The organism is Lactimicrobium sp., assembly GCF_036453465.1.
Lineage (GTDB): Bacteria > Bacillota_I > Bacilli_A > Erysipelotrichales > Erysipelotrichaceae > Bulleidia.
Genome location: NZ_JAZHUW010000008.1, coordinates 14,454 through 34,544, shown reverse-complemented (window position 1 = coordinate 34,544; position 20,091 = coordinate 14,454). Strand labels below are relative to the sequence as shown.

General features: G+C 49.0%; 20 protein-coding genes and 1 riboswitch. Of the genes, 19 read left to right on the top strand and 1 reads right to left on the bottom strand.

The features are described from left to right. The first annotated feature begins 12 nt into the window (after window positions 1–12). The 5 genes from SOI44_RS03410 (at window position 13) to SOI44_RS03390 (ending at window position 4,117) form a co-directional block, all read left to right on the top strand. Complete coding sequence (locus tag SOI44_RS03410) at window positions 13–1,350, top strand: class I adenylate-forming enzyme family protein (RefSeq protein WP_331347835.1); 1,338 nt, start codon at window positions 13–15, stop codon at window positions 1,348–1,350. Further along, window positions 1,347–1,601, top strand: a complete 255-nt coding sequence (locus tag SOI44_RS03405; RefSeq protein WP_331347834.1) for an acyl carrier protein — start codon at window positions 1,347–1,349, stop codon at window positions 1,599–1,601. Before SOI44_RS03410 ends, SOI44_RS03405 begins: the two co-directional genes overlap by 4 nt. Then, complete coding sequence (locus SOI44_RS03400; protein WP_331347833.1) at window positions 1,594–2,325, top strand: acyl-[acyl-carrier-protein] thioesterase; 732 nt, start codon at window positions 1,594–1,596, stop codon at window positions 2,323–2,325. The genes SOI44_RS03405 and SOI44_RS03400 overlap by 8 nt, the downstream gene beginning before the upstream one ends. A gap of 46 nt (window positions 2,326–2,371) precedes the next feature. After that, window positions 2,372–2,782 carry a peptide deformylase gene (locus SOI44_RS03395; protein WP_331347832.1) on the top strand — a complete coding sequence of 137 codons (411 nt, stop codon included), beginning with the start codon at window positions 2,372–2,374 and terminating at the stop codon, window positions 2,780–2,782. A 92-nt stretch (window positions 2,783–2,874) separates the two neighbouring features. Continuing rightward, window positions 2,875–2,950: riboswitch (cyclic di-GMP riboswitch) on the top strand. 57 nt (window positions 2,951–3,007) lie between these two features. Next, entirely contained in the window at window positions 3,008–4,117 is a 1,110-nt protein-coding gene (locus SOI44_RS03390; RefSeq protein ID WP_331347831.1) for a GGDEF domain-containing protein, read from the top strand. On the opposite strand, the gene SOI44_RS03385 is transcribed toward SOI44_RS03390, so the two are convergent. Continuing rightward, entirely contained in the window at window positions 4,104–4,415 is a 312-nt protein-coding gene (locus SOI44_RS03385; protein ID WP_331347830.1) for a holo-ACP synthase, read from the bottom strand. The genes SOI44_RS03390 and SOI44_RS03385 overlap by 14 nt on opposite strands. A gap of 44 nt (window positions 4,416–4,459) precedes the next feature. Between SOI44_RS03385 and SOI44_RS03380 the strand changes: the two genes are divergently transcribed. From SOI44_RS03380 to prfB, 14 genes are all read left to right on the top strand, one after another. Next, complete coding sequence (locus tag SOI44_RS03380; protein ID WP_331347829.1) at window positions 4,460–5,623, top strand: alanyl-tRNA editing protein; 1,164 nt, start codon at window positions 4,460–4,462, stop codon at window positions 5,621–5,623. After that, a complete protein-coding gene (locus tag SOI44_RS03375) occupies window positions 5,616–6,272 on the top strand; it encodes an HAD-IA family hydrolase (RefSeq protein WP_331347828.1) in 657 nt (218 codons plus the stop codon). The genes SOI44_RS03380 and SOI44_RS03375 overlap by 8 nt, the downstream gene beginning before the upstream one ends. A 15-nt stretch (window positions 6,273–6,287) precedes the next feature. Next, the gene (locus SOI44_RS03370; protein WP_331347827.1) at window positions 6,288–7,700 is read left to right on the top strand and encodes a glycoside hydrolase family 1 protein; all 1,413 of its coding nucleotides are present in this window, start codon (window positions 6,288–6,290) and stop codon (window positions 7,698–7,700) included. A gap of 297 nt (window positions 7,701–7,997) precedes the next feature. After that, entirely contained in the window at window positions 7,998–9,647 is a 1,650-nt protein-coding gene (locus tag SOI44_RS03365) for an ABC transporter substrate-binding protein (RefSeq protein WP_331347826.1), read from the top strand. Window positions 9,648–9,809: 162 nt separating this feature from the next. Next, window positions 9,810–10,775, top strand: coding sequence for an ABC transporter permease (locus SOI44_RS03360; protein WP_277645671.1), 966 nt, complete (start codon window positions 9,810–9,812; stop codon window positions 10,773–10,775). Between the two features lie 10 nt (window positions 10,776–10,785). Next, window positions 10,786–11,688 carry an oligopeptide ABC transporter permease gene (opp4C, locus tag SOI44_RS03355; protein WP_108775165.1) on the top strand — a complete coding sequence of 301 codons (903 nt, stop codon included), beginning with the start codon at window positions 10,786–10,788 and terminating at the stop codon, window positions 11,686–11,688. 15 nt (window positions 11,689–11,703) lie between these two features. Further along, the gene (locus SOI44_RS03350; protein ID WP_331347825.1) at window positions 11,704–12,696 is read left to right on the top strand and encodes an ABC transporter ATP-binding protein; all 993 of its coding nucleotides are present in this window, start codon (window positions 11,704–11,706) and stop codon (window positions 12,694–12,696) included. Then, window positions 12,693–13,700 (top strand): ABC transporter ATP-binding protein, encoded by a 1,008-nt coding sequence (locus SOI44_RS03345; RefSeq protein WP_331347824.1) that lies wholly within the window; start codon window positions 12,693–12,695, stop codon window positions 13,698–13,700. The genes SOI44_RS03350 and SOI44_RS03345 overlap by 4 nt, the downstream gene beginning before the upstream one ends. Before the next feature lie 3 nt (window positions 13,701–13,703). Then, window positions 13,704–13,988, top strand: coding sequence for a hypothetical protein (locus tag SOI44_RS03340; protein ID WP_331347823.1), 285 nt, complete (start codon window positions 13,704–13,706; stop codon window positions 13,986–13,988). A gap of 66 nt (window positions 13,989–14,054) precedes the next feature. After that, a complete protein-coding gene (gene ispD / locus SOI44_RS03335; protein ID WP_331347822.1) occupies window positions 14,055–14,696 on the top strand; it encodes a 2-C-methyl-D-erythritol 4-phosphate cytidylyltransferase in 642 nt (213 codons plus the stop codon). A gap of 83 nt (window positions 14,697–14,779) precedes the next feature. Then, window positions 14,780–15,931 (top strand): helicase-related protein, encoded by a 1,152-nt coding sequence (locus SOI44_RS03330; protein ID WP_331347821.1) that lies wholly within the window; start codon window positions 14,780–14,782, stop codon window positions 15,929–15,931. Continuing rightward, window positions 15,909–16,544, top strand: coding sequence for a ComF family protein (locus SOI44_RS03325; protein WP_331347820.1), 636 nt, complete (start codon window positions 15,909–15,911; stop codon window positions 16,542–16,544). The genes SOI44_RS03330 and SOI44_RS03325 overlap by 23 nt, the downstream gene beginning before the upstream one ends. A 69-nt stretch (window positions 16,545–16,613) precedes the next feature. After that, on the top strand, window positions 16,614–18,983 hold the full coding sequence (secA, locus tag SOI44_RS03320) for a preprotein translocase subunit SecA (RefSeq protein ID WP_331347819.1): 2,370 nt from the start codon (window positions 16,614–16,616) through the stop codon (window positions 18,981–18,983). Next, window positions 18,983–20,090, top strand: a protein-coding gene (prfB, locus tag SOI44_RS03315) for a peptide chain release factor 2 (RefSeq protein ID WP_277009949.1) whose coding sequence is annotated in 2 segments (ribosomal slippage) — window positions 18,983–19,048 and window positions 19,050–20,090 — 1,107 coding nt in all. Because the reading frame shifts where the segments join, the coding sequence is not laid out codon by codon here. Before secA ends, prfB begins: the two co-directional genes overlap by 1 nt. Window position 20,091: the final 1 nt, after the last annotated feature.

The following is a 20,091-nucleotide window of genomic DNA, read 5'->3' as shown; positions in this document are numbered from 1 at the left end:
GGAAACAAGATCATGATCATTCAATATGCCAATTTATCCGACATGGTGGCAAAAATGTCGGGGTATCTGGGAACACACACAGCTTTTCTGTGTGAAGAAAACGGCAAGTTTGTCCGTCATTCCTATGGCTCGTTCGCATCTGATGTTCAAAACCGGGCAGCAAAGCTTGCCTTTTATGGCCATACGTGCATCGGGATTGTCTGCCACCTTTGCTATGAGACGATTGTGGAAATCTTTGCGGCAAACCTTGCCGGCATGCAGATTGTCATGCTTTCAGAAAATCTTGGGATTGAACAAATCCAGTCTTTGATCACACAGATGGATATGGACTGCATCTATGGCTGTGAAGGAGATTTTGTGCTTGGCAAAGGCGTATCAGATGGCAGAGACCGCATTCTGTTTTTTACCTCGGGAACAACGTCTTCCTCGCGGGCAGTGGTATTGACTGGCACTTCGCTTGTCAAAGCAGCCTGGAATGGATCTTACAGCCTGCCGTTATCACAGGATGATGTTCTGCTTTGCCTTTTGCCGCTGGATCATGTATTTGGCTTTGTATGCGGTATGCTGTGGGGGTTGAACTGCGGGGCTGCGGTGGCGCTAGGCAGGGGCAGGCGGCACTATGGGGATGATGGCATGTATTTCCATGCGACGGCTGTATCACTTGTGCCGGCTTTGTTTGGCTTTTTGATGAAACATCGTTTGTTTAACAAAGAGCTGAGGCAGATCCTGATCGGTGGTGCTTCATGTGATCCTGTATTGATGCGCCATGCACAGCAGCTTGGCTTCCATGTGGCTTTTGGCTATGGCCTGAGTGAGACAAGCTCCGGGGCAGCAATCAGTGTGAGCGGGGATATGCTGGCAATGTCGGTATGCATTGAGGATGAGATTCAGATTGCATCGGATGGTGAGATCTTGATCCGCAGTGATGCCTGTATGATGCAGGGGTATTACCAGCAGCCTGATGCTACGGAACAGGTATTGCGGCATGGGGTGCTGCATACGGGAGATCTAGGCTTTTTTGATGATCTTGGCCGGCTGCATATTACCGGGAGAAAGAAGGAGATGCTTGTGCTGAATGATGGCACCAAGATCTTTCTGCCGGAGTATGAGAAGATGCTTTGTGATGCCCTGGGGGATCAGGAGGCAGCTGTGATGGTGAAGGATGGCCGGCTGGTGCTTGTGTATGGTGGTAACAGAACCAGGATGGAAGTGGATGAGGTTCTGGAACATGTGATGCGCCAGGTGGCCTATTCTCACCGCATTCAGGATGTTGTGATGCTGGGGCATGTGCTGCCCCGCACTGCCAATGGCAAAATCAGAAGATATGTATTACAGGAGGAAGTGGAATGACAAGGGATGAGGTAGTGTCGCAGGTGATCCGGGTTGTGCAGGAGAATGTGCCGGATCTTGTCAGTGGTACAATGGATGCCGGTACGCGGCTGAATACGGAGACAAATATGGATTCGATGGGCTTCATTCTGGTGATGACAAAGCTGGAAGGTATGTATGGGGTGAAGATTCCGGACAAGGAATGGGATCGGATTCTGTCTGTCGGGGATGCGGCGGATGCCATTCTGAGGCATATGGATCAAAATGATTGAAAAACAGCTGACACTGCAGAACAAAGATGTAAACATGTTTTCCATCATGCGTTTATCCCGTCTGTATGAATATCTGCAGGAGATTTCGATTCTGGATACTGAACAGCTTGGGGCTGGTGAAAAGGTGACCCGGGATCATGGTATTCTGTGGGTTGTTGTGCAGCAGAGGGTTCAGATTGCCCGGCTGCCAAAGTATGGTGAGCATGTCCTTCTTTCATCATGGCCGGGTACGTGTGTACATGTCCTGTTTCCCCGTTATTATGAAATGAAGGATGATCATGGCAATGTGCTGGTCAAAGGAAGTGCGCTGTGGGCATTGATGGATGCAGAAACACGGAAAGTTGTTTTTCCGGAGAGAAGACATATTGTTGTGCCTGCTGAAGAACGGCAGTCTCAGGCGCCATTGCCGGTGCAGCTGAAGGCAGAAGAGACAGGAAAGAAGCAAAGTTTTACTGTGCCTTTTTCGTGGTGTGACATGAACGGGCATATGAATAATGCGCGCTATCTGGATCTGGGTGATGATCTTTTAGTACATCTGCAGAAAGGGATCATACCAATGGAGATTTCATGTGAATATCGTTCTGAGGCAAGGCTGCATCAGCAGATTGAGGCTGCCTGGAATGAGGATGAAGATCATGCCTATGTACAGCTGAATCATGAAAGGTGCATCTGCCGCATTCTTCTTGCATATGACCATGGAACCAGAAGGAAAAACAGTTTATGATGAAAGCAGAGAGAACCATGGTTTTGTGTAAGGGGAGGTGGCTTAGATGATCAGAACCATTGTCCGGGATGAATTACTGCTGCAGATGAAGGCACGCAAGGCGACATCCAATGATATTGCATTGGCTTGTGATATGGCCGATACGCTGGATGCCAATCGTGAGAATTGTGCTGGTATTGCAGCGAACATGGTTGGTGAGAATGTGGCGATCATCTGTGTGATGATCGGCTCGGTGTGCACATTGTTCTTCAATCCACAGATCATTGCGAAAAAGGATCCGTATGAGGCGATGGAGGGCTGTCTGAGCCTGGATGGCCTGCGCAAGGCAAAGCGGTATCAGAAGATTACGCTGCGTTTTCAGGATATGTATATGCAGTGGCATACGATGACATACAATGGCTTTACGGCCGAAGTCATCCAGCATGAGTGTGATCATCTGCAGGGTATCCTGATCTGAGTACATGATGGGGGAGAAATTCTTCTCCCCCTGTCATGATGCACAGGGCTTGACGAATGTGCTGATTCGGTATATGGTACACAGGCAACTCAAAAATGAATGAGCATAACCGAGGGAAACCCGGCGTCGCAAAGCTAAGAGGGCCTGAAATGGCAGCCAGCTGCAAGATCCGCATCTTTTTTTGTGCGCAGACGGGTATTCGGGAAAATACATTGGGGAGGCGTAATGGAAAGAGAAATCCGGCATCTGCTTGGACTGGAACATATCAGTCCTGATATATATAGGAAGATTACCAGACATAATGCGCTTTGCGGCATTGGCTGTGCCATTGCCATGATTCTGTATGCCATCGGTGAATTTGTGACAGGAAGAGGCGGCTGGATCGGCAGAATATTCAGTGTTCTGTATATCCTCACGATTGCGGCATCACTGGTGATATGTGTTAAGACTGTGCGCGGTACGTTTGACCATCCGCGCGTCACGCAGGTTTACGGCCAGTTCTGTCTTTTTGAGACAGTCATCTTTGGCATGGCTACCAGTGTTGCCCGCATGAATACAGGTGATCATTTCATGATCTTACTGACGACGGTGGTCGGCGGCTTGTGCCTGTTCCGGATCCGGCCGATTGTTTCACTTGGCGCGGTTGGCATTCTCCACTGTGCTTTGATGTATGTGGCACACAACTATAATCTATGGGCGACACATTTCCGTTTTTCCTACATTGTGTTTCTGGCCATGGTCGAGCTTGTTTCCCTGGTGGGCTGGTATACATCACTGTCCAACTTTGTGCAGGAAGGCAATATGGCGGATGCCAATACGATATTGCAGCAGGATAATGAGACATGGCGCAATGCCAGTGTGCGTGATTCTCTGACCGGGCTTTTCAATCGGTATGGTTTGAACCGCAATTCTGTGCTGTGGCGGGGAAGACCGATCTGTGTGATGATGGCGGATGTGGATAATTTCAAGCATTATAATGATGCCTATGGCCATGAGGCCGGCGATATGGTGCTGAAACGGTTTGCGAATGTTCTGATTGATAGCTTTGGTGATGCGGCATGTTATCGATATGGCGGCGATGAATTTCTGGTGGTCTCGGATATGCCGCCGCTGCAGTTTCTGGAAATGGCAAAAAAAGCACAGGAAAAGATGCGTGAAAAGGCAGAAAATGATCAGATTGGTCCGATCAGTACTTCCATGGGCTTTGTCTATGGCAGATGTTTATCGGAGGTGGATCTGCCGGACTTTATCCGTCAGGCTGACCGTAAACTGTATCAGGTCAAGGAATCCGGCAAAGGTGCTGTGCAGTGTGGTGCTTTTATCACGAATGAATGATGACAATGGCAATGGCATAATCCCCATCATGGGCAATGGATATTTCCCAGTCTGGATGGTTCAGGATATACGGCCTGCCATTTTTTTCATGGAGAATAGAATAGGAAAGCCAGTGTGGATCATTTAATGCCTTAAAGACAGCTTCTTTGGCGGCAAAATGCACGCCGAGGTATTCAATGCGCCGCTTGTCTGTCTCGATCTTTTTGTATTCTATCTGTTCTTCCTGGGTCAGGATTTTATCGATGAAAGGTGGATCCAGGCGGATGCGGGAAAGCTGGACAATATCAATACCGGTCATATGGTTCCATGATACAATGCCAAAGGAAAAAGCGGGGAAGAAATATGGAAATGAATGAGCTGTTTTACAGGGATGCCTACGTGAAGGAATTTGATGGTGTGGTGGTTTCCTGTGAAAAGATGAAGGATGGCTATGGCATTGTGCTGGATGATACGGCTTTTTATCCTGAGGGAGGCGGTCAGCCGGGAGATACAGGATATCTCAATGATGTGAAAGTAACGGACACAAAGCGCATAGAGGATCTGGTGGTGCATCTTTGCAAAGAGTCGATTGCTGTGGGAACAGTTGTGCATGGCAGGATTGACTGGGACAGGCGGTTTGACAATATGCAGGCACATACCGGGGAACATCTGTTTTCCGGCCTTGTCCACCATCTGTATGGATATGACAATGTCGGCTTCCATATGGGTGAAGTCATTCAGGTGGATTTCAATGGCCCGCTTTCCTGGCAGGATGTGAATAAAGTGGAACTGCTTGCCAATCAGGCCATCTGGCGCAATGAGCCTGTCATTATCCAGTATCCTGATGAAAAAACATTATCAGAGCTGGATTACCGCTCCAAGAAGGAGCTGCAGGGAAAGATCCGCATCGTCTGTGTTGGCAAAGAGGATGTGTGTGCCTGCTGCGGTACGCATGTTCAAAGTACCGGTGAGATTGGTCTTTTCAAGGTGCTGACATGTGAGAAACATAAAGGCGGCACCCGGCTGACCATGCTGGCAGGATCAAAGGCATATGCATATGTATCGATGCTGTTTGAACAGGGGCAGAAGATTTCTCATCTTTTATCAGCACCGATGGAGCAACTGGCATCGTCTGTTGAAAAACTGCAGAAAGAAAAGACGGCTGCAGATGGGAAACTGCAGCAGTATGTCCGGGATAATCTTTTGCAGAAAGTGCAGAATGCCAGAGTGGAAAACGGCCTGATGATCCTGTTTGGTGAGGGAGTAAGCCGCAATGATCTGCGCCATTGTGCCAAGCAGGCACTGTTACAGGAAGAAGTGAAGACGATTGCGATCTGTTCAAAGGAAGACAACAGCAGTTACAGCTATCTGATCATGAGTGAGTGTCTGCCTTTGCGCACATTGGGAAAACAGCTGAATCAGCTTTTAGATGGCAGGGGCGGCGGTTCAGATGAATTGATCCAGGGTACTTTCCTAAAAGAACAGGAAGAGATTGTTACCGTACTGAAAGAGGTGCTGCATGGTTAAGTATGATACTGTGCTGTTTGATCTGGATGGTACGTTAACCAATTCTGCGCCTGGCATCACGGCCTGTGTGCAGAAAGCACTGGCACATTTTGGCATACATTATGAACAGAAGGATCTGACTGTGTTTGTGGGTCCTCCCTTGCGGGAAATGTTCCCCCGTTTCGGCGTGAAAGAGGATGATGTTGAGGAGGCAGTTGCTGTGTTCCGGCAGAATTACAATGCCTTTGGCAAGTTTGACAATGCACCGTATGACGGCATTGCACCACTGCTTTCTTCTTTGTGTGCTGCCGGCATACAGCTGGGTGTTGCGACAAGCAAGCCGCAGGATCTTGCTGTTGAGATCCTGAACCGGTTTGATCTTGCAAAGTATTTTGTTTTGATTGCCGGGGCAAGTCTGGATGGCAGCCGTGACAGCAAGCTTTCCGTGCTGCAGTATGCCCTTGCAAGTATGAAATATCACAGATGTGTGCTGGTGGGGGATACGGCTTATGATGCCGTTGGTGCCCGTGACTTTGGCATGGATGCGATTGGTGTGAGCTGGGGTTTTGGAGATCTTGATGCAATGAAACAGGCAGGCATGAACATCATTGTGGATACGCCTGTTCAGCTTGAAAAGATTCTGCTGGCCGGTTACACTGAAAACAGATAATAAAGGAGCGAGAATATGCTGCATAAGAAATTGAAAGCTTTTCCTGAGAATTTCCTCTGGGGTGCATCAACGAGTGCGTATCAGGTAGAGGGTGCCAGTCTGGAAGATGGCAAGGGACCTTCCTGCCAGGATGTCAAGGAAGTGCCGGCAGGGACTTCTGATCTGAAGGTATGTGCGGATGAGTACCATCATTATAAGGAAGACATTGCTTTGTTTGCCGAGATGGGCTTCAAGGTATACCGCTTCTCCATCAGCTGGTCACGGATTATTCCGCAGGGTACCGGTGAGGTTAATCCCAAGGGCATTGCCTATTACAACAATCTGATCAATGAGTGCCTGAAGTACAACATCGTACCGCTGGTGACAATGTTCCACTTTGATATGCCGGCTGCGCTGGATGAGCGTGGCAGCTGGTCCAATCCGGATTCGGTGGACTGGTTTGTCAACTTTGCCAAGGTCATGTTTGAAAACTTTGGTGATCGGGTGAAGTACTGGCTGACGATCAATGAGCAGAATATGTTAACACTGGTGGGACCGGTGATTGGTACATTGCATATTCCTGCAGGAACAACGAATGTGCTGAAGGAGACCTATCAGCAGAATCACCGCATGCTGGTAGCACAGGCCAAGGCCATGGCACTTTGCCACAAGATGATTCCGGATGCCAAGATTGGTCCGGCTCCGAATATTTCTTTGGTATATGCGGCATCCTGCAAGCCTGAGGATGTGCTGGCTTCCCAGAACTTCAATGCGATCCGCAACTGGCTGTATCTGGATATGGCAGTATATGGCCGCTATAACAATCTGGTCTGGAGCTATCTGGAAGAAAATGATGCCTTGCCGGAATTTGCACCGGGTGATGAAGAAGCACTGGCCAATGGCCATCCGGACTTCATTGGCTTCAACTATTATTCCACAGCTACGGTTGCCTATAGTGATGGTTCTGAGGCACTGAAAGATGGCGACCAGCAGAGTGCCGGCGGTATTCCAGGTGTCTATAAGACGGTCAAGAATCCAAACCTGCCAAGAACAGAGTTCAACTGGGAGATTGATCCAGTTGGTTTCCGCAATACGCTGAGAGAGGTATATTCCCGCTATCATCTGCCGATTATCATTACCGAGAATGGTCTTGGTGCGTATGATACGCTTGGCGAGGATGGAAAGATTCATGATACGTATCGTATCAATTATCTGCGTGAGCATATCAAGCAGATGCGTCTTGCCATTACGGATGGTGTGGAGATGATGGGTTACTGCCCGTGGTCAGCAATTGATCTGATTTCAACACATGAGGGCATGCGCAAGCGCTATGGCTTTGTGTATGTTGACCGTGATGAGTTCGACCTGAAGACCATGAAGCGCTATCGCAAGGATTCGTTCTTCTGGTACAAGAAGGTCATTGCGTCCAATGGTGAGGATCTCGACTGAGTGATGGCTGAAAGGGATGGAGTGTGATGCTCCATCTTTTTTGTCTGCAGGGTACAGGAAAGAATAGATACTTTGTGGAAGAAAAGTTAGTTAGATTATACAAAGCTATGCATGCATATAAGTGGAAGGCCCTTTTGTAAAGATCAAACAGGAAAATACGTGGAAAACAGAATGCAAAAGTTTTCAAAAATAATGTATACGAAAATGAAAAAAGTGAAGAAATTGTGAAATTAAAGACCCCATTTCATGAAATTTGCAGTTATAATGAGCACATACTTTCTAGAGAGGAGAAAGAAAATGAAAAAGCTTGCTTCAACAGCTATGACGGCAGTTCTGGCGCTTTCCCTGGTGGGATGCGGCGGATCTTCCTCAGCAGGCACTTCAGAAAACAAGAATATTCTGAGATTCGGCCTGTCTGGACTCACTGGCACTTACAACCCGTTCATTTCCAGCACGGTTTATGACAACTGGGTATGCAGCCTGATTTTCGAACCGCTGGTTACAAATGACAAGGATGGCAACTTCGTTCCTTATCTGGCAGACTGGACGGTATCTGATGATGAGAAGACCTATACCTTCACACTGAAGGATGGCATCAAGTTCTCTGATGGCAATGCCATGACTGCAGATGATGTTGCGTATTCCTTCAATCTGACAAAGGAAGATGACTATGCTGGTCCTCGCGGCGATCTGGCTGCTGCGATTGACAAGATTGATGTCATCGATGACAAGACTGTTGCTTTCACATTTACGGAAGCTTCTCCTGTCAACATTTCCAAAATTGCCGGCTATGGCATTCTGGAGAAGAGCCATTATGAGCATGACAGCTGGGATGCTCTGACAGCGCTGAATACGGATCCGGTTGGTTCCGGACCGCTTGTTCTGGACAGCTATGCTGCAAACCAGTATACAAATCTGAAGAAGAATGAGAATTACTGGGATTCCAGCAAGAAGCTGCAGATCGATGGTGTCTCTATGACGAACGTCACTGAGGATACAATTCTGTCTGCACTGCAGTCTGGTGAGATTGATCTCTGCCAGCCTGCTGCCAAGAAGGAAAACGTTGATGGCATCAACGGAATGGACAATGCACATCTGATTTCCTATATCGGCAATGGCTATACATATATGCAGTTCAACTGCACACCGGCTAATCCGGATACGCAGTATCATCATACAGGTGCTCTGCAGGATCAGAAGGTACGTCAGGCTCTGATGTATGCGCTGGACAGAAAGACATTCATCAAGAATGAATATGGTTCTGATGAACTCGCTTCTGTTGGTATGGCACCGTTCTCTCCGATCTCCTGGGCTTTCCCGGACAGCTCTGAGCTGAATGCGTATGATTATGATCTTGACAAGGCAAAGTCTCTGCTTGATGAGGCTGGCTGGACTGATACAGACGGTGATGGCATCCGTGACAAGGATGGCGACAAGCTTGAACTCAACTGGCTCGTTTATACGGATTCCACATGGCCTGGAACACTGGCCTCCATGGCAATTGATTCCTGGGGACAGATTGGCGTTAAGCTGAATGTTGTTCAGATGGATTTCGCAACTGTTGCGTCCACTGTTCAGGATCCTGAACCGGGTGCAAAGGACTTCGATATCTATACGATGGGATGGCAGGTTGATATTGATCCGGATCCTACGGGCGGCATCTTCGATGCTGATGCAGGCGGAGCCGGTGGATATGACTCTTCCGGACTGTATGATGAGCGTTCTCAGGAACTGCTGCATGAAGGTGTAACTGAGTTCGATCAGACAAAGAGAGCTGATATTTACAAGGAGTGGGCTGTTCGTCAGAATGATCTGCTGGCGACTGCTGTGGTTGCTTACAGAAATGAAATCTGGGGCGTTGCCAACAGAGTCAAGGGTCTCGATGATCTGTCCGCTTACATGGATTTTACAAAGCTGATCTTCGACGTATCACTCGATCAGGCCTGATTGTCAAGGTTCCATTAGACTTCAGTACGGTTACGTACTAAAATTGACTGGCATATCGGCAGTGCACCTGCAGATACAAAGTGCACTGCCGATATTTGCTTTTTTCCTTCCGTTATTCTGAAGTGCGCAGGCTGGCGGGAGAATGTGTATGAAAGGAGTATTATGAAAAACTATATCATCCGGAGACTCCTTCAGATTATCCCGGTCTTTCTGGGCATACTGCTGATTTTGTTCGTCATTATTGACCACGCGCCTGGCAGTATTACCAGTACAATGGTAAACCCGAAAATGACTGCGGAAATGAAGGCGGCTCTGCAGGAGAAGCTTGATCCGGATCTGCCGATCTATGTGAAGTTCTTCAACTGGATCGGGGAAGCGCTGAAAGGCAATCTCGGCTATTCCTACAAGCAGTACAAACCGGTAATTCAGGTGATCGGGGAGAACATTGGCTGTACGTTTGCTCTTTCACTGAGTGCTCTGATTATTTCGATGCTGATTGGCATTCCGTGCGGCATCGTCAGTGCAACCAAGCAGTATTCTGCTCTTGATAACTTTCTGACCGTATTCTGCCTGATTGGACTTGCGCTGCCAACTTTCTTCTTTGGTCTTCTGCTTCTGAAGGTATTTGCTGTAGATCTTGGCTGGTTCCCTGTATTTGGCCTGGTAGATTCTACCCGTCATTTCAGCAGCGGCTTTGCCAAGGTAATGAATGAAGCATATCATCTGGTTCTGCCGGCGATTGTGCTTGGTCTTGCCCAGACGGCAAGCTTCATGCGTTATACGCGTTCCAGTATGCTTGAGGTAATCCGTTCTGATTATATCCGTACAGCCCGTGCCAAGGGTCTGTCCGAGAAGGTCGTTATCTATAAGCATGCATTCCGCAACGCCATGATTCCGATTGTGACGCTGCTGGGCTTCCAGATTCCAGGTCTGATTTCCGGTGCTGTCATGACAGAGACAATCTTCTCTCTGCCTGGTGTCGGCAAGATTTCAGTTGACTGTGTTACCAACCGTGACTATCCGCTGCTGCTGGGCATCAATGCGATTCTGAGTATTGTAACCCTGCTGTCAACGCTTGTTGCTGATCTGCTGTATGCGGCTGTGGATCCGCGTATCAAGTATGAGTAAGGAGGAAAAAATGACGGAAGAAAAACAGCTTTCCCGTGAAGAAGAAATCAAGCGGGCCGCCAAGAAGTACTCCTACTGGGGCGGTGTGTGGAGCCGGCTGAGAAAGAACAAGATGGCAATGATCTCTCTGGTGGGTCTGATCATCATTGTTCTGCTTTGCATCTTTGTGCCGATGTTCTCCAAATATACGATTTCACAGACCAACAGTGCAGAGGCAAATATGCCTCCGAGTGCAGCTCACTGGCTCGGCACGGATAAGATTGGCCGTGACCTGTGGGTCAGACTGTTTGCCGGCGGCCGTGTATCACTGGGTGTTGCTCTGTCGGTAACTGCTCTTGAGTGCGTGATCGGCGTTGTGCTTGGTTCGATCTCCGGATTCTTTGGCGGCTTTGTTGATACAGTTATCATGCGTATTTCGGAAATCTTCATGTGCTTCCCGTTCCTGATGATCTGCATCACGCTGCAGGCCGTATTTGGAAATTCGATCCGGACACTCATCGTGATTCTGGCCGTTCTTTCCTGGCCTTCCATCTGTCGTATCGTTCGCGGTCAGATCCTCTCTCTGCGTGAAATGGACTACATGGAAGCCTGCCGGGCACTGGGCATTTCCAATACAAGACAGATCTTTATTCATCTGTTCCCGAACGTTCTGGCCTATGTCATTGTCTATGTCACAATGTCCATGGCAAATGTTATTCTGACTGAGACATCCCTGTCGTTCCTTGGACTTGGCGTCAATCCGCCGACTCCGACCTGGGGCAATCTGATCCAGGAAGCGCGCAACCTGTACATTCTTCAGCAGAAGTGGTGGTACTGGGTACCGCCTGGAGTGATGATTTTCCTTTCGATTTTGTTCTTTAATATGCTTGGCGATGGTCTGCGTGATGCCATCGATCCGAAGATGCAGAAATAAGGAGGTGGCTGACTGATGACTGAAGTAAACAAGAATGAGCCGCTTCTGCAGGTGAAGCATCTGAAGACTTACTTCCATTCCAATGGAACGACAGTCAAAGCGGTAAATGATGTATCGTTTGAGGTGTATCAGGGAGAGACGCTTGGCATCGTCGGTGAGTCGGGATGCGGCAAATCGATGACATGTATGTCTCTCGCCCGTCTGGTAGAGTGCCCTCCGGGAAAGTACGAGGGCGGTGAAATCCTGCTGGATGGCAAGGATATGCTCAAGATTTCGGATGAGGAGCTGCGCCATATGCGTGGCAATAAGATCTCCTATATCTTCCAGGAGCCGATGACTTCGCTGAACCCTGTCTTCAAGATTGGATATCAGATTTCTGAGGTGCTCCGTCTGCACCGCGGCATGGATAAGAAGCAGGCATGGCAGGCTTCCATTGAAGCGCTGGATAAGGTGAGAATTCCAAATCCGGAGCGTATTGTCAATGAGTATCCATTTGAGCTTTCCGGCGGTATGCGCCAGCGTGTCATGATTGCCATGGCTCTGGCCTGCACGCCGCAGCTGCTCGTTGCGGATGAGCCGACGACGGCTCTGGACGTTACGATTCAGGCCCAGGTTCTGGATCTGATGAACCAGCTGAAGAAGGAGCTTCATACTTCGATTATCTTTATTACGCATGATCTGAGTGTTATTGCAGAAATGGCAGACCGGGTCATGGTTATGTATGCCGGCAAGGTAGTTGAGATTGCGGATGTCAATACGATCTTTGAACGTCCGCTGCATCCGTATACGCAGGGCCTGATTGGCTCCCGTCCTGATCTGCATACCAATTCCAAGCGTCTGACGGTGATTCCGGGCAATGTACCGGATCTTTCCGAACTGCCGGAGGGCTGCTCCTTCGGACCGCGCTGTGCATTCTGTGAGCATAAGTGCCAGCAGGCTATGCCTGAGCTGGTTGAGGTTGAGCCGAAGCACTGGGTGCGCTGCTATTTCCCGGGAGGTAAGAAATGACTGAAGAAAACAAGACTTTGATTGAAGTCCGCCATTTGAAGAAATACTTCCCGATCAAAGGCGGCGTGTTCTCACGCCAGGTAGGTTCTGTCAAGGCTGTGGATGACGTATCCTTTACGATTCCGGAAGGAAAGGTCATGGGTCTTGTCGGTGAATCCGGCTGCGGCAAGAGTACAACAGGCAGAACGATGCTGAATCTGATCAAGCCAACTTCTGGCGAACTGCTTTACCGCGGTGTGGATATTTACAAGCTCAAGCCGGCTGAAATGCGCAAATACAGAACCAAGATGCAGATTGTATTCCAGGATCCGTATTCTTCGCTGAATCCGCGTCTGCCGGTCTATGACATCATTGGTGAGGCTATGCTGGAACATCATATTGTTGCCAACAAGCAGGAAATGATGTCCAAGGTATTTGAGCTGATGGATAAGTGCGGTCTGTTCCCGGAACAGGCAGGACGTTATCCGCATCAGTTCTCCGGCGGCCAGAGACAGCGTATCTGCATTGCCAGAGCACTGGCGGTCAATCCTGAGTTTGTTATCTGTGATGAGGCTGTATCCGCACTGGATGTTTCCATTCAGTCACAGATCATCAACCTGCTGAAGGATCTGCAGGATGAGTACAATCTGACATACCTGTTCATCTCGCATGACCTTTCCGTCGTGAAGTTTATTTCCGATGAGGTTGGTGTCATGTATCTGGGTGAGCTGGTTGAGATTGGTTCCAAGGAACAGATCTTTGATCACTTCTGTCATCCGTATACGCAGGCGCTGCTGTCTGCTGCACCGTCGTTTGATCCGCGCAAGCGCAATAACGACAAACGCATTATTCTGCAGGGTGATCTGCCTTCTCCGGCAAATCCTCCGAGTGGATGCCGCTTCCATACACGCTGTCCGTATGCAACGGAGCGGTGTGCCAAGGAAGTGCCGAAGATTTATGAGGTGGAGCCGGGTCATGAGGTCCGCTGCCACTTTGCCATGGATTACGCCAAGAAAGGTTTCTGATTCATGTTCTTTGTACACCGCAAACAGGTTGATGAGGATGTAGAGAAGATCCGCCAGTATACACTGGCTGAGGCCAATCCTGAGAAGCTTGCCCAGGAAATACAGGCTGAAGAGAAGGCAAAGGAGGAAGACCGCCGCCAGCATGATGAGGCTGTCAAGGATTTTACGGCAAAGGATGTTGTGGCAATGTCAATTGCCGTGTTCCAGATCCTGCTGCCGGTCTTTCTGATCATGTTTGCCGTTGCGGCACTGGTTGTCTTGTACTTTGTATATATGGGAAGCCATTGAGGAGACGAAAGTCTCCTTTTTTGTATGTGCGTGACTTATAATCAAAAGAAAAACGGAGGAGCTGATATGAAATATGGGGCAGTCATCGTTGCGGCAGGAAAAGGCAGCCGCATGCACCTGGGGTTTAACAAAGTATTTGCGGATCTCAAAGATGGATGTTCCATCCTTGAACATTCCGTGCAGATTTTCCTTTCGGATCCGGATTGCGAACAGATTGTCGTCGTCACGGATCCCGGTCAGTACTGCAAACAGCTGAAACTGCCGGAATGCGGCCGCATCACGCTTGCCTGCGGCGGCAGTACACGGCAGGAAAGTGTATGCAATGGCCTTGAGGCAATGCTTTGCGATATTGTCATGATTCATGACGGGGCAAGGCCGTTCCTTTCTTCTTCCTCTCTTTCCACATTAAAACAGGCAATGGAAACAGAGCAGGCAGCCTGTTTGATGGTGCCTTGCAAGGACACCATCAAGGTTGTCAAAGATGGCTATATTCAGGAAACCCTGCCAAGGGAAACGCTGATGGCAGCCCAGACACCGCAGGTATTCCATACAAAAGACATTCTTGCCTGTATGCATAAAGCCATTGCGGAAGGCTATACGGGCACGGATGACTGCTCGCTGGTGGAAAAATACAGCAGTATCCGCATTAAGGCTGTGATGGGCGATTATGCCAATCTCAAGATCACAACCCCGGAAGATCTGAAATAATTTCATCTGCAGGCTGAAATGCCTGCTTTTTTGTTCGGGGAATTGACATGTTTCAGGGGCATATACAGGTGGAGGTATGTCTTATGAAATGTCCAAGATGTGGAAATGAGGATCCAGCCTGGTTTTATCATGGTCACAAGGGTTGGTACTGCCGGAAGTGTATTGGCTTTGGCAGGATGGCAATGGAAGAGGAACAGGCAGAGAGTATGATCCATGAAAGCCATATAGGCGCGCAGGAATATGTATTGAAGCATGCTTTGACGCCATGGCAGCAGAAGCTGTCAGAGCAGTGCCGCCGGCAGATTTTGCATCATGATGTACTGCTTGACTGTGTGTGCGGGGCAGGCAAGACAGAGCTGGTTGTTGGTGCAATCTCCGATGCTTTGGCGCTGGGAAAAAGAGTGTGCTTTGCCATTGCCCGAAGACAGGTTGTACTGGAAGTGGCAGATAGACTGTCACAGTACTTTGTACAGGCAAAGGTTGCGGCTGTGTGCGGAGGACATACAGATGATCTGGATGGCGATCTGATTGTGTGTACAACCCACCAGCTGTTCCGCTATCCACGTGTTTTTGATCTTTTGATTCTGGATGAGCCGGATGCCTTTCCCTACCGTGGGGATCCGGTGCTGCACAGCATTGCAGCCAACAGCTGCAGGGGCCATGTGATCTATCTCAGTGCCACCCCGGATGCAGAGCTGAAAAAGCGTGTCAAAGAAGGATCTCTGGTACACCTGCAGCTGTATACCCGTCCCCATGGCAAACCCATTCCAGTGCCGAAGATTGTTGTGGCACCGCTGTTTGTGTCTGTTTTGATCCTGCTGCACTGGCTGAAGGATCATGCAAGTCATGGCCGCATGGTTTTTGTGCCGACCATTTCCATGGCCGGATGGCTTGGCCGTCTGCTTTCCCTTAGAGAGCAATGCTTTGTTCTGACAAGCAAAACTGAAAACCGGGATGCGGTGATTGAGAAGTTTCGAAATCAGAAAGCTGAATTAATCATTGCCACAACCGTCCTGGAGCGTGGGGTAACCTTTCCGGATGTGGATGTGTGTGTCTTTCAGGCAGATCATGGTGTGTTTGATGAAAGCAGCCTGATCCAGATGGCAGGCCGGGCGGGAAGAAATTTCTTCAATCCATATGGGGATATCCTGTTTCTCTGCACACAGAAAAGTGCTGCTGCGATTGCCTGCAGGAAAACACTGGAGAATGCCAATGCAATGTCTGCTTTGTCATAAGGAAATCGGCTCTGACAGCCTGTATGATCTGCTTGTTTCAGAGGATGTGCTTTGTTCTTCCTGCCGGAAAAGCTGGCAGCGGATTGATCTGCATTTTCAGATTGAAGGCGTAAAGGCTTATGCGCCATGGCTGTATGAAGAGAACTTTTCCCATGCTTTGATTCAGTATAAGGAGGCAGGAGATGAGGCGCTTTCACCAGTGTTTTTCCAGCTGGATAAAAAGAAACTGAGAAGAAAGTATAAGAACTTTTGTGTATGTGCAATGCCAAGTTCCCAGAGAAAGCGCAGTATGCGCGGCTTTTCACACCTTGCTTTGATGTATGACTGGCTGGGTGATGTCCATGATCCGTTTGGCATGAAGCAGCAGATGGATCAGAAGGCAAAAGGTATGGAAAGAGAACGAATGGCATCCAATCTTTTCCTGCAGGAAAATCTTGATTCCAAGAAGAAAATCCTGCTGGTGGATGATACGGTCACAACCGGGGCAACACTGCGCGGTGCACTTTGTGCCCTTGGGCCTGGCCGCCATGTGGAAATATTGTGTGCATCAGCGAATCACCGGTTTGTGAAAGATCATGGGAAGAGGATGGGAAAATGGCCGGGAACGCCATGATGCGTGGACTTTTGACAGTTGGAATAATATAATGTACTGGCTGTAAAAATGACAGAAAGAGAGGTTTCCATGGCTAATTTTATTTCGAAACTCTTCAATGAGGATGCCAGAAAGCTGAGACAGATTGAAAAGAAGATTCAGCCGGTGCTGGATCTGGAAGAAAAATACAAAAATATGAGTGATGAGGAGCTCAAGGCTGAGACTCCCAAGCTGAAACAGAGACTGGCGGATGGTGCCAGTGAGGATGATATCTTTGCCGAGGCTTTTGCCACAGCACGTGAAGCCTGCCGTCGTGTGATCGGTGAATTCCCGTACAAGGTGCAGCTGATGGGCGCGGCGGTGATGTGCGGCGGTGATATTGCCGAGATGAAGACTGGTGAAGGTAAGACTCTGACTTCTGTCATGGCCGTTTATCTGAATGCTTTAAGCGGCAAGGGCGTGCATGTTGTTACGGTCAATGAATACCTGTCACAGCGTGATGCCGAGTGGATGGGACAGATTCACAAGTGGCTTGGATTGACGGTTGGCTTGAATCTTCGCCAGCTGACCCGTGCCCAGAAGAAGGCTGCCTATGCCTGTGATATTACCTATACAACCAACAGTGAGCTTGGCTTTGACTATCTGCGTGACAACATGGTCACCCGTGTGGAAGACCGTGTCATGCGTGGACTGAACTATGCTTTGATCGATGAGGTCGACTCCATCCTGATCGATGAATCCCGTACACCTCTGATCATTTCCGGCGGCCAGAAACAGACTGCCAACCTGTATCTGCAGGCAGACCGTTTCGTCAAGAAACTCAAGGCAGATGAGGATTATGAAGTGGATCTCAAGACCCGTACCGTACAGCTGACCGAGCAGGGCATTGCCAAGGCTGAGAAGGTATTCCGGGTTGAGAACCTCTACAACCTTCAGCATACTGCTCTGCTGCATCATATCAATACTGCTTTGAAGGCCAACTATGTCATGGCCCGTGATGTGGACTATGTCGTGGATGAGCAGGATGATGAGATTGTGATCGTCGATCCGAATACCGGCCGTCTGATGAAGGGCAGACAGTGGTCTGACGGTCTCCATCAGGCTGTGGAAGCCAAGGAAGGCATCTCCATCAAGCAGGAAACAGCTACGCTGGCTACGATTACCTACCAGAACTTCTTCCGTCTGTATAACCGCCTGTCCGGTATGACCGGTACCGCCAAGACTGAGGAAGAAGAGTTCCTTGAAATCTATAACATGTATGTGTTTGAGATTCCGACTAATAAGCCGGTCATCCGTGTGGATTATCCGGATGCGGTCTTTGGCACCAAGAAGGCAAAGTTTGCTGCATTGGTGGATGAGGTTGCTGAGCGTCATGCCAAAGGACAGCCGGTACTGGTTGGCACGATTGCCGTTGAAACATCAGAACTCATTTCCAAGTATCTGAAGGAACGCCATATTCCCCATGAAGTTCTGAATGCAAAGAACCATGCGCGTGAAGCACAGATCATTGCCAAGGCAGGCCAGAAGGGTGCTGTGACGATTGCGACCAACATGGCTGGACGTGGTACCGATATCAAGCTTGGCGAAGGTGTGCGTGAACTTGGCGGTCTGTGTGTGCTTGGTTCTGAACGCCATGAATCCAGACGTATTGATAACCAGCTGCGTGGACGTGCCGGCCGTCAGGGCGATCCGGGTATGTCCCGTTTCTATGTCTCTGTACAGGATGATCTGATGGTCAGATTCGGATCTGAGCGCATGGAGGGTCTGTTTGCCTCCCTTGGTGATCAGGCCGTGGAGTCCAAGGCAGTATCCAAGGCAATTTCCAGTGCCCAGCGCAGAGTTGAGGGTGTGAACTTTGATGCCCGTAAGCAGCTGCTGCAATATGATGATGTCATGCGGCAGCAGCGTGAGGTGATGTACCAGCAGCGCAACTTCATTCTGGAGAATGAGGATGTGCATGAGGTCATCCAGGACATGTTCAAACGTGTCATTTCCGATATCATCGGTGCCCATCAGGATTCTGACAACAAGGGTGCTGTTGATAAGAAGGCCGTTGTTGAGGCTTTGAATAACATTGGCTTCAAGAATATGGTCAAGGAAGAAGATCTTGGTGAGATGGATCAGGAAGAGATGACCAGTTTTGTGGTAGACAAGGCCTGGACCTATTATGAAAACAAGATTGCCCCGGTGAAGGAGCAGATCAAGCCGGTGGAAAAGGAAGTGTCCTTACGTACGATTGATCGTGCATGGTCCAATCATATTGATACGATGGAGAAGCTGCGCACAGGTATCGGTTTACGTGGATATGCATCGGCCAATCCGCTGCAGGCCTACATTGAAGAGGGCTATACATTGTTCCAGGATATGATGCAGACGATTGCCCAGGAAATTGTGGCTTTCTGCATGAATGTAAGAGTCATTGACAACCGTAATAAGAGCGAAGAGGAGAAGAAAGCCTGATGGAATTATTTGAGATGAAGCAGGGCATTGCCCAAAGCCGAGCAAAAATGGAGCAGCTCGGCTCCTCTCTTTGACCTCGCGTCTAAGCAGGAGAAAATCAAAGAGAATAATCAGCTGATGGAGGCACCGGATTTCTGGAATGACCAGAAGAAGGCACAGAAGCTGATTCGTGAAACAAACAATATGAAATCACTGGTAGATACGCATACCGCGATCTCCAATGAACTTGCCGATCTGGCCGAAGGTGTGGATGAGCTTTCCTCTTCCTTTGACCCGGATATGAACGACCTCATTCAGGAAGAATACCAGGATGTCATGAAGAAGTTTTCTGACTTTGAAATCCAGGTGCTGCTTTCCGGACCTTATGATGATCACAATGTCATTCTGGAAATTCATCCAGGTGCCGGCGGCACAGAGGCGATGGATTGGGCCGGCATGCTGTACCGCATGTATACCCGCTATGCTGAAAAGAAGGGTTATAAGCTGACTCTGCTGGACTATGAAGAAGGCGAAGAAGCTGGTGTGAAGTCCGTCACTTTGAAGATTGAAGGACATATGGCTTATGGTTATCTTAAGGGAGAAGCCGGCGTGCACAGATTGGTGCGTATTTCCCCGTTTGATGCCAATGCCAGAAGACATACGAGCTTTGCCAGTGTGGATATCATGCCGGAATTTGAGGATGATCTGGAAATTGAGATTGATCCCAATGATCTGGAAGTCATCACCATGCGTTCTTCCGGTGCCGGCGGCCAGCACATCAACAAGACAGACTCGGCTGTGCGTATGACCCATAAGCCAACCGGTATCACGGTGTTCTGTCAGACCCAGAGATCTCAGCTGCAGAACCGTGAAGCCTGCCTGAATATGCTGAAATCCAAGCTGCTGCAGCTGCGTATCAAGGAAAATGCAGAGCGTGCTGCGGCAGTGCGCGGTGAAGTCAAAGCCAATGAGTGGGGTTCTCAGATCCGCTCCTATGTCTTTGCACCATATACAATGGTCAAGGATCTGCGCACAGGCTATGAAACCGGCAATATCCAGAGTGTCATGGATGGCGATCTGGACGGTTTCATTGACAGCTATCTGCGCTCTCAGATCACCAGTGACTGAT